The sequence below is a fragment of the Corallococcus llansteffanensis genome (assembly GCF_003612055.1).
In the GTDB taxonomy this organism is placed as follows: Bacteria; Myxococcota; Myxococcia; order Myxococcales; family Myxococcaceae; genus Corallococcus; species Corallococcus llansteffanensis.
Genome location: NZ_RAWB01000253.1, coordinates 1 through 14,006 on the forward strand (window position 1 = coordinate 1; position 14,006 = coordinate 14,006).

Here is a 14,006-nt window from a genome sequence, read left to right on the forward strand (position 1 = left end):
TACGGGAAGAGCGAGTGCTCGGCGAGGAGCACGCCCAGCCCCACCGCGAAGCTGATCAGCGTGACGGGGACACCGACGCGCAAGTAGTCCATGAAGCCCATGCGCGTCTTGCCGCGCGCGGCCTCGAAGACGATGAGGTTGGCCACGCTGCCCACCAGCGTGAGGTTGCCCGCGAGCGTGGAGCCCAGCGCCAGCACGTGCCACGCGAGCTCCGGCTCCTGCATGGCCGGCACCCACGCGCGGGCCAGCATCACGAAGGGCACGTTGCTGAAGAGGTTGGAGGCCACGAGCGTGAGGAACGCGAAGCCCAGCGTCTCGCGCCACGGCGGCCCGGCCATCAGCGGAGAGAACAGCTGGCGCATCTCCTCCGCCCAGCCCGCCTTGTGCACCCCGTGCACCACGACGAAGAGGCTGGCGAAGAACAGCAGCAGCACCCAGTCCACGCGCTCCAGCGCCTCGCGCGAGTCGTGCCCGGACAGCGACATCACCAGCACCCCGCCCGCGAGCGCGCTCCAGCTCATGGGCAGGCCCGCGAAGAACGCCACCACCACGCCCAGCAGGACCCCGAGCGACAGCGTGAGCAGCTTGCGGTCCACGTCGATAGGAGGCGGGTGCGCGGTGAAGCGCGTGGACGGCAATTGCTTGCGGAACAGGTACAGGAGCGAGATGGCCACGATGGCGGTGGACAGCAGCGCGGGCAGCGCCATGTACGCGGCGAACCGCGCGTAGCCCAGGCCGGACGCGCCCTGGATCAGCATGTTCTGCGGGTTGCCGGTGAACGTCGCCACGGAGCCGCTGTTGCTGCCCATGCACACCGCGAGCAGGTACGGCACGGGCGGCAGGCGCGCGTCCTCCACCACCACGAGCACGAGCGGCGTAAGGAAGAGGCACACGGTGTCGTTGACGAGGAAGGCGGACAGCAGGGCGCTGACGAAGGTGACGGCCACCAGCAGCAGCCGGGGCGTGTGGGCCACTCGCAGGGCCCTGGCCCCGGTGGCGCGGAAGAACTTCGCCTGCGACAGGTACGCGGCCAGCAGCATCATCCCGAGCAGCAGGACGAGCGTGTCCATGTCGATGGCCTGCTGGCTCCGGTCCGCGCTGTGACCGAAGACCTCCGCGGGGGTGACGACGCCCGCGACGACCATCAGCGTGGCGCCCAGCAGCGCGCCTCCGGGACGGTCCAGCTTGAGGAAGGGCAGCCGCGCCCCGGCGATGAAGATGTACGTGAAGAGGAAGATTCCGAGTGCCACGGGCGCGGCACACTAGGCCGCGCCCGTGATGCAAGTCGAGTGCTGGAACTCCGTTACTGGTTGGGAATCTGGCCGCCGCAGCCGCCGCCGCCTCCGACGACCGGGCGCTGCATGAAGTGCGTGGCCTCGGCGCTCTGGAGCGAGCTCACCGCACCCTGCGCCTCGTCAGGGCTCGTCGTGTAGACGGTGAGGAGGGACTGGCCCTCCTTCACCGCCACCGGGATCTCGAAGCGGGCGCTCTTGCCCGGGGAGAGGACGAAGCTGCCTTCGCTCACCGGCCGAAGCTGCGCCATCAGCTTGTCGTTCATCGTGGACAGGGCCTCCAGCGGCAGCGGGCTGTCCACCACGACGAAGCGCACGTCCCGGATCCGGATGTTCACCTGGGCCTCCAGCACGTTGGTCAGGTCGATGATCGGGAAGCCGCCCGTCGTGTACGTGAGGTTGTTCCGCACGTCGAGGATGACGCTGTTGCGCAGCCGGCCGTGGGCCTTGGTGGTCCAGTACATGTCCTTGACCTGGCTGGTGCAATCGGACGTGCTCCAGCCCACGTGGATGGTCTTGCCCGGCGGGATGGGCGCGTCGATCCCGTCGATGTTCATCCAGTGGATGACGGTGTCCCCGGAGGCCAGCGGGGTGACGGTCCTCTGCGTGAAGTGACCGATGAGGGGGCCGTAGGTGTAGCCGTCGAAGGTGGCGGTGACGGTCTCGGTGCCATTGAGGACGACCGCGACGTCGTAGGCGGTGGTGGTGCCCGTGTTCTTCAGGTCGACGTTCTTGTCGTACGCCGCCGCGCTCTGGGCTGCGAGCGCCAACATGAGAGCCGACATCCGGAGGCCGAAGTTCTTCATGTTCCATCCGCCAGGCCTGCACCACGGGGGGGAACGCGGGAGCGCGTCGACCGGGAGCAGGAAGGCCCGAATAAGCAGTGCATTCGGAATGCCAATGAAGCTCCGCCCGGGCACACATGGGTGCGATACCGGGCGTGTAACGGAAAAGGCCACGCGGAGGCGCCCGGCTGTAGCGGGGACGGTCAGTCATCGCGCGTCAGGCGCGGTGCGGCAGGGGACGTGACGCGCGTTGTCCTTCCCGGTACACGTCTGTACAGTGCCCGGCCCTATGAAGCCCGAGAAGGAAACCGAGGCTTTCTCCGGCCCCCGTCGCTCACCGTGGTCGGGGGCTCGCGGGCTGGACGCCGTGCTGGACGGGTGGCGCAAGGACCGGCAGGTGTGGCCGAACATCGTCCATGACGCCGTCACGCCCGCGCGCACGGGCAGCTTCGCGCCGCTGCCGGAGGACCTGGCGCCGCAGGTGCGTGAGGCGCTGCGCAAGCGGGGCGTGGAGCAACTCTTCTCCCATCAGGCGGAGGCCTTCGAGCGGGCGCGGGACGGGGAGAGCCTGGTCATCGCCACGCCCACGGCCTCGGGCAAGAGCCTCTGCTACAACCTGCCGCTGCTCCATCGCTTCGCGACCGAGCCGGACGCGCGGGCGCTCTACCTGTTCCCCACGAAGGCGCTGTCGCGCGACCAGGAAGAGTCGCTGCGGGCCTTCATGCGCGAGGCGGGGCTGGGGCACGGCGCCATCACCTTCGACGGTGACACTCCGGGGGATGCGCGCCGGGCGGCCCGTGAGCGCGCGGGCGTGGTGCTCACCAACCCGGACATGCTGCACACGGGCATCCTGCCGCACCACGCGAACTGGGCGCGGCTGTTCGCGAACCTGCGCTACGTGGTGATTGACGAGCTGCACACGTACCGGGGCGTCTTCGGTTCGCACCTGGCCAACGTGCTGCGCCGGTTGCAGCGGGTGGCGCGCTTCCACGGGGCGTCCCCCACGTTCATCCTGGCGTCGGCGACCATCGGCAACCCGAAGGCGCACGCGGAGCGGATGCTGGGGCGCGAGGTGGCGCTGGTGTCGGAGAGCGGGGCGCCGTCCGGCGAGCGGCGGGTGATGGTCTACAACCCGCCGGTGGTGAACGCGGAGCTGGGCATCCGCGCCAGCTACTTGAAGAGCGCGGTGCGGCTCACCGCGGACCTGGTGCGCGCGGGGGTGTCCACGCTGCTGTTCGGACAGTCGCGCAACAACGTGGAGGTGATGCTCAAGTACCTGCGCGACCGGTTCGTGGAGGAGAAGCTGGATCCGTCGCTCATCCAGGGCTACCGGGGCGGCTACCTGCCGGGCACCCGGCGCGCCACCGAGGCCGCGATGCGCGCGGGCGAGGTGCGCTGCGTGGTGGCCACCAACGCGCTGGAGCTGGGCATCGACATCGGCTCGCTGGACGCGGTGGTGTGCGCGGGCTACCCGGGCTCCGTGGCGGCGCTGTCGCAGCGCTTCGGCCGGGCGGGGCGCCGGGGCATGGGGAGCCTGGCGCTGCTCGTCACCTCCAGCGCGCCGTTGGATCAGTACTTCGCGGCGGATCCGAAGGCGCTCACGGGGGCGCCGGTGGAGCACGCGCGCATTGATCCGGACAACGTGGAGATATTGGTGCAGCACCTGAAGTGCGCGGCGTTCGAGCTGCCCTTCGAGGAGGGGGATGCCTTCGGCGACGTGCCGGTGGAGAACACCACGGAGGCGCTGGACTTCCTCACGCAGCACCAGGTGGTGCACCCGTCGCAGCAGGCGGAGGGCGGGCGGCGGATGTTCCACTGGTCGTCGGACGCGTACCCGGCGCACCACGTGTCGCTGCGCAGCGTGGGCTGGGACAACGTGGTCGTCATCGAGCGGGGCAGTGACCGGACGCTGGCGGAGATGGACTTCCGGTCCGCGCACACGCAGCTGCACGAGCAGGCCATCTACCAGCACGATTCAGAGCAGTACCAGGTGGAGCTGTTGGACCTGGAGAACCACAAGGCGTTCGTGCGCAAGGTGGCGCCGGACTACTTCACCGACGCGATGACGAACGTGCGTGTGAGCGTGATTCAGGAGGACCAGGGCGCGCCGCTGGGCCCGACGCTGCACGCGGGGCTGGGCGAGGTGTCCGTCATCGAGAAGGTCGTGGGCTACAAGAAGATCAAGTACCACACGCACGAGAACGTGGGTTACGGCGACGTGCGGCTGCCGGAGATGCAGATGCACACGTCGGCGCTGTGGCTGACGGTGCCGGAGTCGGTGGTGCGCTCGATGGAGGCGCCAAGGCCCGCGGTCATCGACGCGTTGCGCGGATTGGGCACGGCGCTGCGGACGGTCGCGTGCGTGGGGTTGATGAGCGACCCGAGAGACTTGGGCCGGACGCTCGGCAGCCGGGACGAGCCGGACGGTCCGCCGCGCAAGGAGGGTGGGGTGGGCTTCGAGCCGACGCTGTTCCTCTACGACAACGTGCCCGGCGGCGTGGGGCTGGCGGCGCGGCTGTACGATCAGCGCGAGGAGCTGCTGCTGCGCGGGCGCAAGCTGTTGGAGTCGTGTCCGTGCGAGGACGGGTGCCCGGCGTGCATCGGGCCGGCGGCGGGTGGACAGCCGGGGAGCGCGCCGGTGGGGACGCATCCGCGCAAGAAGCTGGCGCTGGACCTGCTGGCGGCGCTCGGCGTCGCCGGGGTGCAGTGAGGAGCACGGACGGCGCATGGACCTGAAGCGCAAACTGTCGCGACTCACCAGCGCGGGCCCGGGCGGCTCGCGTGCCCCCGCGGCCACGGTGAACACCGTGGTGGAGGGTGGCCCCCTGACGGTGGACATACCGCCCGGGACACCTGTGGCGGCCGGGGAGGGTGCACGGGCCGCGTTGCGCCAGGCGGTCGCGGAGGCGCGGAGCCGGAATGAGGTTTCGGCAGGAAGCTCTGCCGTGGCGGTCGCGGAGGCGCGGAGCCGGGACGAGGCGTTGGCGGCAGTCCCCGCGGTGGAGGAAGCGGGAACGACCACCATCGCAGAGGTGCTGGTGGAGGCGCTCCGCAAGCGCCTCTCGATGGACGGCGAGCCGGAGCCTTCCCTCGATGGGGTTCACGCGCTGGCGTCCGCCGATGCGGTGGCGCGAGCTGCCGGAGAGAGGGCGGATGCCTCCGGCCTCGTGGACCTGCGCGAGGAAGCGCGGCGACGGTTCGCTGCCAAGAAAGCGGGCGTCGCGGACGGCCCGGTGGATCCCCGGGTGGCGTCGCTGCGCCAGATGCTGTCGTTCTGGGCGGAGCGCCAGGGCACGGCTTCCGCGCGGCGTGCGGTGGACCCTGTTCCCGCACCCCGGGCACTGCCGGTGGAGGCGCGGGCGACGCCGTTCGGCACGGTGCACGTGGCGGATCAGCTCTACCCGCCGGAGCATCACCACGGCACGGCGCCGGTGGCGGCGGCGCTCGACGTGGAGTCGCGGCTGGTGGCGAGCCTCGCGCTGCATCCGGAGCTGGAGTCGGTGGACTTCACGCGGATGTTGATGCTGGACACGGAGACGACGGGGCTCGCGGGAGGCACGGGCACGGTGCCGTTCCTGGTGGGGCTGGCGTGGTTCGAGGGCCGTGCCCTGCGCGTGCAGCAGCTCTTCCTGAGGCGGATGGGCGAAGAGGCGCCGATGCTGCGCCTGCTGGCCGAACGCATGGCGTCGTCCTCGTGTCTGGTGACGTTCAACGGCAAGAGCTTCGACTGGCCGTTGCTGCGCACGCGCTTCGTGCTGAACCGGGTGCCGGTGCCGCCGGAGCTGCCGCACCTGGACCTGCTGCACTGCGCGCGGCGCGTGTTCAAGCACCGGGGCGAGGGCGCGAGGCTGGTGCACCTGGAGGGGCAGGTGCTGGGGCACCACCGGATGGGGGACGTGGACGGGTCGCTCATCCCGGAGCTGTACTTCCGCTTCCTGCGAGGCACGGACGGTTCGGAGCTGGTGCCGGTGCTGGAGCACAACGCGAACGACCTGTTGCTCCTCGCGGCGCTGCTGGGCGACCTGGTGCGCCGCTTCCGGGCGGACGGGACGACGGAGCGGCAGGACCCGAGGGACCTGCTCGGCTTCGCGCTGGTGGCGGAGCGGGCAGGTGACGCGGAAAGGGCCCTGTCCTTCGCGAAGGCCGCTGCGGAGGGAGGAGGCACGGTAGGCATGGAGGCGCTGGTGCTGGCCTCACGGCTCGCGCGGAGGGCCGGAGACGGTGAGACGGCGGTGGCGCACCTGCAACGGGCACTCACGTACGCGCGGCCCGGCCAGGGCGCGATGCTCCACCTGTCACTGACGAAGCTCTACGAGCACTCCCTGAAGGACCTGCCGCGGGCCCTGCACCACGCACGGCTGGCCGCGCCGGTGGAGCTGCCCGCGGACCATCAGCTCCGACTGGAGCGACTCGAGCGCAGGCTGTCGCGTCAGGGCGTCTGAGCGTCAGGCGCTCCCGCATCGGAAGGCCCCAGGAAGGGCAGGGGGGCTGGGCGTTGTGGATCGAACGACGGAGAGACGCCGAGCTCCGCCTTCTCGAAGGCACCTGCATCGACAGGGGCCGTGTATGGCTCCATCCCATCCAGGACGCGTCGGAGGATGCGTCCATCGCGGCTGATGGCGTATCGGGCCCCCGAGTCGAGTCCAGGATGTTCCTGTCCACATGCGGCGGGATCCTCGTCGATGCGGACGAAGATGATCCCTTCGCGTTGGATGACCCGAAACACGTGTGACGCTTGCCGTTCAGTGCACGGCAGGCCGGTCCGGCCTTCAGGGAGGAAGTCGTCGGCCGCCAGGGTCAAGGCCCGGAGGACGGCCCCTTCCAACAAGAGCGGCTGCCCCGCGTCCCCGACCTGAAGCGGTGCCTGCTCGAAGAACTCGGGGAAGCGGACCGAGCGATCATCCTCCACGGGCACGGCTGCGCCCACGATGGCGTGAGTGCACCCGATGGCGGCGAGCCCCAGCAGCAATGACGCGTATCGCTTCATCGACCGAGCTTCTCCATGACGAAGGCCCACGCCTCTATTCGCGCACGATCCGGTAGCGCGTGTCGTCCAGCCACTCCACCCGACCGATGACCTGACGTCCCCAGTCGTTGTCGTCTCGAAGCCACCGCAACAGCTCGCCCGTTGCAGGGATGTACTGAAAGAACCCATCACAGGGAGGGTTCTCCAAGCTACTGGAGAGCGAGAAGAAGGCGACGATGGAGAGTGGAACCACGCCTCCCTGTGTCTTGACGGTCACCCCATGCTCGACCGCCATGGCGACAATGAACCGGATGTCGAGATCCGACAGCACGTTGTCATAGGGATGGTTGTGCAGGACGAACACGTAGCCCAGGCTTCCGGGGGCGTACCGGGGGTCATCCACGGTCGAGGGGAGGCCACAGGTGCGCTTGCGTGACTCGTCATGCAGTGGCCCGACCGCGAGCATGCTCATTTCGAACTTCCGGTCCGGCGTGTAGTACAGCCAGGCGCAGTACTCGCGAGAGAGTCTCCAGCGAAGCTGGAAGTTCTGCTCGGTCGCCCTGCCTGCTGTGGCGTGTGGCTTGCCCAGGATGAGTGGACACGCGGCCTGCAATGCATCCGAGAACGTGTCGAACGGGCCAAAGGCCGGCATGGGGCCTGGGATGCTCCTCAGGGGAGCGCCTTCGGTTCCCTGGACGACGCCCGGGATGCGCTGCGTGGAAGCACAGCCAGTGGTCAGCGCCGCCAGAATCGCGAGATGGCCCGCGCTGGGCCGCCAGGCGCCCTCACGGCAACGCATGGCGCAGCCCTGGGAACCATGAGACGAGCAGTCGCTGGGTGCCCAACTTCACCAGTGCATGGCTCCCCCTCGCATCCTTGTCGATGCGCGCCTGCCCACTCCGCTCGGAGGCGGGCAATGGCACTGACGCGCGCACCAGCACCACCCCTTCTCCTTCCGACAGTGGCAGGTTCACGTACTTTCTCGCCCACATGTACCGGGCCGACGCCTCCGGCCCCTCCACCTTCTCGATGACCGTCTCGATGGGGAAGGGATCGTCCGTCAGTCGGACCTCCATCGGCATCCCCGGCGCCAGCTCCGAGCGGAACCTTCCTGGGAAGATCCCGGTGAAGGATGCCCGCGCGACGCCCGGGTCCAGCAACGCCATCACGGACTCGCCCGCCTTCATTTCAACCCCCGGCGCCACCAACTCCATCTCCACCGTCGCCGCCCTGGGGGCCTTGACCTCCACCTCGCCCGCCGCCGTCTCCAGCCGCGCCACCACCTGTCCGGCCGTGACCTGCTGCTCCCTCCCCACATCCATCGACGCCACGCGCCCCGCGACGGGCACTGGGACATCGACCCGCTCGCCCAGGTCAAGCAGGGCCAGCCCCTTCGCCATGCGATCCACGCGCACCGTCGCCGTGAAGGCGACCAGCGTGACCACCGCCCCCATCACGCTCCAGGCCCACGCCTTGCGTGAAAGGAAGGACGTCGTCGGAGTGGGGGCAGGCCTGGGCTCCATGCCCCCCGAGGATGATCCAACCCGGCGCCCCCATGCCAGCGTTGGGGCGGAACGTTGAATTCACGGCGAAGCCCTCAAGACAGCGGGCAAGAAGGGCCGCCGAGCAGGCCTGTCGCGCCCGCCTGCACCCTCTACAGGGCTGTATCCCTGCATCGTCCGGAGGCCACCTTGTGCCATGCTGCGTGCGCCTCGTGGATTCCTCCTTCTTCAGAATCGCGTCACTGGTCCTCGCGGGACTCTTCGCCCCGGGTGCGCTCGCGGCCGAACCCACGCGCGAGGAGCAGGTGCGCGCCGAGCTGGAACGTCAGCTCCGCGCCATGGTCCCCGAGTCCCCCTCCGAAGTGCAGCTGCTCTTCGAGGGCTTCAAGCCCGAGGACGGCTACCGCCTCGTGGAGACCGACTTCCTCCTCGACGGACAGCCCCTCGCGGTGCCGTCGCTCGAAGAGCTGAACACGCCCGGCCTCCACCGCCTCGCCGTGATGAAGGTCGAACCGGGGGACCACACCCTCGTGTCCCGCGTCACGTACACCAACGGCTCCTGGAGCCTCTTCAGCGAGACCAACGGCTTCCTCTGGAAGATCACCGCGTCCGTCGGCTTCCAGTCCCAGCGCGGGCTGCGCGTCAATGTGAAGGCGTCCCCGGCCATCGTCCCCAACGCGCCGGATCCGCGCCTCAAGCTCAAGCTCACCCACGCCGTCACCGCGGAGATGATCCAGCCTCCGCAGGACGAGCCCGCCGTCGTCGCCGTCACGCCCGCGAAGTCCCCGCCGGACGCCGGCTCGCCCGTGAAGTCGCCGCCGGATGCCGGCACTCCGGTGAAGGTCGTCCAGCCCACCGCGACGCCCGACGCCGGCGTGAAGCCCACCACGACGGTCGTCTCCGTGACGCCTCCCGTGGAGCGCACGCCCGTGGCCACCGGCCGGCTGCGCCTCGAGGTCACGTCGAAGAAGCCCACCTCCGCCACCGCCTTCGTGCGCGGCACGGGGGAGCCGGTGAAGCTGGTGGTCCGCAGCGCGCCCGGCCGCAAGCCCCAGGACGTGCCGCTGTCCGCGGGCGCGTACACCGTGGACCTCATCGCCGACGGGTTCCTCGCCCAGACGCGCCAGGTGGAGCTGACCGCGGGCGCCGAGTCCTCGCTGGCCTTCGCCCTGGTCCCCGCGCCCAAGGCCACCCAGGCCGCGAAGGTGCTGGAGGACCACATCGAGCTGCCCCAGCCGCTGAGCTTCGACGAGAAGAAGCCCGTGCCCACCAAGTCCACGCTCGCGGGACTGGAGCTGCTGGTGGACCTGCTCGTGCGTCAGCCCAAGGCCCGCCTGCGCATCGAGGGCCACACCGACGGACGCGAAGTCCCGCCGCCCGCCCGCCAGGGCCTCTCCGATGCCCGGGCCCGCGCCGTCGCCGACCTGCTCGTGCGCGCGGGCGTGGCCCCCTCCCGCGTGGAGGCCGTGGGCCTGGGCGACCGCAGCCCCAAGGCCCCCAACCTCATCCCCCGCGGCCGTGAGCTCAACCGCCGCGTGGAGCTGGTGCTGCTGCGGCCCTGAGGCCCGGGCCTCGCGCTTGAGCCTGGCGGCTTGAGCTTGTCGGGGGGCTCCTCTACCGTCCGGAGCGTTTCGCTTCGCTGCCTCGGGAGAGACGCGCCATGCCTCGGTACGAGTTCACGGAAGGCAGCTCCAGCAAGTTCTGGGAGATCCGCCAGGAAGGCACCACGCTCTTCAAGCGCTGGGGCCGCATCGGCACCGATGGCCAGGAGAAGAGCGAGACCTTCGACTCCAAAGCGGAGGCGAAGAAGGCCTACGACGCGCTCGTGAAGGAGAAGGAAGGCAAGGGCTACACGCTCGTCGAAGGAGAGGGTGAGGACGGCGAGGCCCAGGCTGAGTCCGCGTCCCATCCGGACCTGGAAGCCGCCATCCTCGCCGCACCCGACGACATGAAGGGCTACCTCGCCTACGCCGAGTGGCTCAAGGGCGAAGGCGATCCGCGCGCGGAGCTCATCCTGCTCCAGCATGCCGCGCTGGACGCGCCTGCGGCCGAGTCCGTCAAGGCGCGCAAGCAGGCCGCGAAGTACATCGAGGCACACGCGGGTGAGCTGCTGGGCGAGGACCTGGCAGAGGCGGTCTCCGAGGAGACGCTCAAGCTCGAGTGGCACCTGGGCTTCATCCGCGAGGCCCGCCTGGGGCAAGTGGACTTCGACTCGGACGAGGACATCCCCGACCTCCTCCGCAAGCTGCTGGCCCACCCGTCCGCGTGCTTCCTGCGGAGCCTGACCATCGGCATGGCCTGCTTCGACGGCGAGAACGAGTACGAAGACACGCTGGAAGTGCTCGGGAAGGCGAAGCCGTCCAAGGCGCTGCGCCACTTGTTCATCGGCGACTTCGAGTACCCGGACGACACGGAGATCTCCTGGACGCACGTGGGCAACCTCCAGCCCCTCTACCGCGTGTTCCCGGAGCTGCGGGAGCTGCGCGTGCGCGGCGGGAAGGTCGAGCTGGGGAAGATCGACCTGCCGGAGCTGCGCGCCTTCACGGTGGAGACGGGCGGCCTGCCGCTGGGCGCGGTGAAGTCCATCGTGAAGGCGAAGTGGCCGAAGCTGGAGGCGCTGGAGATCTGGTTCGGGTCGGACAACTACGGCGCGGAAGGCGGGGTGAAGGACCTCAAGCCGCTGCTCGACGGTGAGGGCGTGCCGAACCTCCGCAAGCTCGGCCTGCGCAACGCGGAGTTCACCGATGCGCTGTGCGAGGTGCTGCCCAAGGCGAAGGTGCTCGCGCAGCTCCAGGAGCTGGACCTGTCCATGGGCACGATGACCGACGCGGGCGCCCACATCCTGGCGACGAACCCGACGGTCTTCCGGCGCCTCAAGACGCTGGACGTCTCCGAGAACTTCCTCACGAAGGAGGGGCAGAAGCTGGTCGCGACCGCTGCCCAGTCGGTCGTGAGCGGCAAGCAGCGCGAGCCCTACGACGAGGACTCCCGCTACGCCGCCGTGGGCGAATAGCTCCCAGCCCCCATGTCCGCCGCGCCGCCGTTCCTCCTCATCGGCAACCCCGGCAACCGGCGCGTCACGCTCTTCCAGGAGGCGCTGGTCCGCGCGGGGCTTCCTCCCGCGCACGTCGTGTCCTGGGAGACGGTGGCCCGCGCGCCGGACGTGCTCCTGGAGCTCCCCGACACGGAGCGGTGCGTCCGCATCGACGCGGCGGGGGAGGACGCGGAGGTGGAGCGCGCGTTCCTGAAGCGCGGCCATGCGGACGCGCTCTTCGACGGCTGTGACCTCGTGCCCCCAGAGCAGGTGGACGCCCTGCCTCCCGAGCACGGCCGCGTGCTGTGCCCCCGGCAGCACCACCTGGGCTTCTTGCGCGTCCTGGAGGACCTGGCGGCACGCTTCGCCCAACGCCCCCGGTGGCGCGTGCTGTCCCAGCCCTCGGCCATCGCGTCCCTGTTCGACAAGCGCATCACGTCGCGCCGGTATGCGGCCCTCGGCATCCCCGTGCCGCCGTACCTCGATGACATCACCACCCCGGAGGCCCTGCGCCAGGGGATGAGCGAGGCGTGCTGGCGCGAGGTGTTCGTGAAGCTGTCCTGCGGCTCGTCCGCGTCGTGCCTCGCCGTCTACCGCGTGGGGCGCACGCCAGGCTCGGAAGGCTCGCTCCTCACCAGCCTCCATCGGGGCGCCACCGGCTGGTTCAACTCCCTCAAGGTGCGGCGCGTCTCCGACGCTGCGGAGGTGGACGCGGTGCTGTCCTTCCTCCTGCGCGAGGGCTCGCAGGTGGAGCAGGCCCGGCCCAAGGCGCGGCTGGGCGGGGACGTGTTCGACTGCCGCATCCTCGCGGTGCGTGGCGAGCCCGTCTTCACCGTGGTGCGCCAGAGCCGCCACCCCATCACCAACCTCCACCTGGGCGGCTATCGCGGTGACCTGGACGCGTTCCATGCGGCGGTGCCCCCGCGCGAGCTGGAGGCCGCGCTGGAGAGCTGCCGCGCCGTGGCCCGCACGCACGACTGCCTCCACGTGGGCATCGACCTGATGTTCGAGGAGTTCTTCCACGGCCACCGCGTGCTGGAGGCGAACGCCTTCGGGGACCTGCTCCCCGGCCTCACGCGCGACGGCCTGTCCGTCTACGACTGGGAGATCCGCGAAGCGCTGCGCTGAGCGCCGCCGTCCCACAGTCGCGTCGCCGGCACGCGCTCCAGCAGCCCCGAGCCGAACACCCGGTCCAGCTCCAGGTACTCCAGGTGCACGTAGCCGATGTGGCACCCGCACGTGTCCTTCGAACACGGGCGCGGCTTCAGCGCCTGTTCGAAGTCCGGGGCGTAGAGGTTGCCCAGCGGTTCCTTGATGAAGTGGCACCGGTACGCGGTGCCGTCACCGTCCACCGACAGCACCGACTCGCCCGCGCGGCACGCCCGGCCCAGGCTGGGGTGGCGGGTGTTGTTCACCGGGAAGAGCGGATCAATGCGCGCGAAGCGCTCCACGTCCTCGGGCGTGTACGCGTCCAGGCCGTCCTTCACCGCGTTGATCCACAGGTACGTGTCCCGGGGCAGCTCGCGGCGCAGGGCCTCCGCCTCGTCCGCGAAGCGGCGGAAGCCCACCATGCCCGCGCTGTGGCGCACGCCGTGCTCGGCCAGCCGTTCGCACTGCGCGAGGAAGCGCGAGCGCTTCATCCACTCCGGGTGGTACGTGGCCCAGATGCCCAGCTTGTCGGTGCGGCAGTCCGTGAGCCAGTCCAGCCGGCAGGAGAGGTTCGTCTGCACCGCCGCGCGCTCCACGTGGGGCAGGTGCGTCAGCCGGGCCAGGGCCTGCTGGTACCAGGGCCAGATGAGCGCCTCGCCCCATGGCGTGAAGAAGACAGACACGGTGTCCTGCGTGCGCGACTCCACCCACGCGAGGAACCGCTCCAGGTCCGCGCGGTCATTCGTCAGCTCCTCCTCGCTCTGCTTCCACTTGCCGAAGGGGCAGTACTCGCAGCCGTAGTTGCAGCCGGACAGCGGGCCCCGGTAGAGCACGGTGAGCTTCATCGCCAGGCGTACTCCCGCATCCGTGCGCGCACGGCCTCGGAGTCCAACCACGGGCCGATGAGGTCCGAGCGCTCCACGCCCGCGTCCGTGAGCTGGAACACGCCGTCCACGTCGCGCGCCAACCCGTGGGCCTCCAGCTCCGCGAGCATCGGGAAGTCCGCGCGCGCCTCCGTGCCGAAGCGCTGGCGGTACTGCACCGGGCACACGCCTTCCGCCAACAGCGACAGCACGACGTGCCGGTGCCGCTGCTCGGCCGCGTTCAGCACGAACCCGTAGCGCACCTCGCCGAAGGATGCCGCGTCGCGTTCGCTGTACGCCTGGATGATGCCGCGCACCTCGCGCGAGGCGACCGCGTACTCGGACGAGTAGTGCACGTCCCCCGCATACGAACGCGCCCCCACGCCCAGCCCCACCATGCCGTCCTCCTGGCAGC

11 protein-coding genes and 1 pseudogene are annotated in these 14,006 nt (G+C 70.1%); 5 read left to right on the forward strand and 7 right to left on the reverse strand.

Going from position 1 to position 14,006, the window contains the following annotated elements; all coding sequences use genetic code 11:
* Positions 1 to 1,250 (reverse strand): ArsB/NhaD family transporter (locus D7V93_RS22855; protein ID WP_120645429.1); only part of this gene is annotated, 1,250 nt, incomplete at its 3' end.
* A 53-nt stretch (positions 1,251 to 1,303) separates the two neighbouring features.
* Positions 1,304 to 2,065: a hypothetical protein gene (locus D7V93_RS45100; protein ID WP_158623826.1), complete on the reverse strand. Its 762-nt coding sequence runs from the start codon at positions 2,063 to 2,065 to the stop codon at positions 1,304 to 1,306.
* 301 nt (positions 2,066 to 2,366) lie between these two features.
* Between D7V93_RS45100 and D7V93_RS22870 the strand changes: the two genes are divergently transcribed.
* Positions 2,367 to 4,787, forward strand: coding sequence for a DEAD/DEAH box helicase (locus D7V93_RS22870; protein ID WP_208723114.1), 2,421 nt, complete (start codon positions 2,367 to 2,369; stop codon positions 4,785 to 4,787).
* Between the two features lie 235 nt (positions 4,788 to 5,022).
* Positions 5,023 to 6,519: a ribonuclease H-like domain-containing protein gene (locus D7V93_RS22875; protein WP_244237452.1), complete on the forward strand. Its 1,497-nt coding sequence runs from the start codon at positions 5,023 to 5,025 to the stop codon at positions 6,517 to 6,519.
* Here the strand turns inward: D7V93_RS22875 and D7V93_RS22880 are convergent.
* The 3 genes from D7V93_RS22880 to D7V93_RS45895 form a co-directional block, all read right to left on the reverse strand.
* Entirely contained in the window at positions 6,507 to 7,064 is a 558-nt protein-coding gene (locus D7V93_RS22880; RefSeq protein WP_147451280.1) for a hypothetical protein, read from the reverse strand. The genes D7V93_RS22875 and D7V93_RS22880 overlap by 13 nt on opposite strands.
* A gap of 34 nt (positions 7,065 to 7,098) precedes the next feature.
* Positions 7,099 to 7,695 (reverse strand): hypothetical protein, encoded by a 597-nt coding sequence (locus D7V93_RS22885; RefSeq protein ID WP_120645432.1) that lies wholly within the window; start codon positions 7,693 to 7,695, stop codon positions 7,099 to 7,101.
* 133 nt (positions 7,696 to 7,828) lie between these two features.
* Positions 7,829 to 8,566, reverse strand: a complete 738-nt coding sequence (locus D7V93_RS45895) for a biotin/lipoyl attachment domain-containing protein (RefSeq protein WP_167509488.1) — start codon at positions 8,564 to 8,566, stop codon at positions 7,829 to 7,831.
* Between the two features lie 182 nt (positions 8,567 to 8,748).
* Between D7V93_RS45895 and D7V93_RS22895 the strand changes: the two genes are divergently transcribed.
* The 3 genes from D7V93_RS22895 (at position 8,749) to D7V93_RS22905 (ending at position 12,707) form a co-directional block, all read left to right on the forward strand.
* Positions 8,749 to 10,107: an OmpA family protein gene (locus D7V93_RS22895; protein WP_120645434.1), complete on the forward strand. Its 1,359-nt coding sequence runs from the start codon at positions 8,749 to 8,751 to the stop codon at positions 10,105 to 10,107.
* A gap of 98 nt (positions 10,108 to 10,205) precedes the next feature.
* Positions 10,206 to 11,558 carry a WGR domain-containing protein gene (locus tag D7V93_RS22900; protein ID WP_120645435.1) on the forward strand — a complete coding sequence of 451 codons (1,353 nt, stop codon included), beginning with the start codon at positions 10,206 to 10,208 and terminating at the stop codon, positions 11,556 to 11,558.
* Positions 11,559 to 11,570: 12 nt separating this feature from the next.
* Positions 11,571 to 12,707: an STM4014 family protein gene (locus D7V93_RS22905; protein ID WP_120645436.1), complete on the forward strand. Its 1,137-nt coding sequence runs from the start codon at positions 11,571 to 11,573 to the stop codon at positions 12,705 to 12,707.
* Here the strand turns inward: D7V93_RS22905 and D7V93_RS22910 are convergent.
* Both D7V93_RS22910 and D7V93_RS22915 read right to left on the reverse strand, forming a co-directional pair.
* Complete coding sequence (locus tag D7V93_RS22910; protein WP_120645437.1) at positions 12,674 to 13,573, reverse strand: STM4011 family radical SAM protein; 900 nt, start codon at positions 13,571 to 13,573, stop codon at positions 12,674 to 12,676. The genes D7V93_RS22905 and D7V93_RS22910 overlap by 34 nt on opposite strands.
* Positions 13,570 to 14,006, reverse strand: a pseudogene (locus D7V93_RS22915) (STM4012 family radical SAM protein); the annotation flags it as partial. The pseudogene D7V93_RS22915 and the gene D7V93_RS22910, both read right to left, overlap by 4 nt.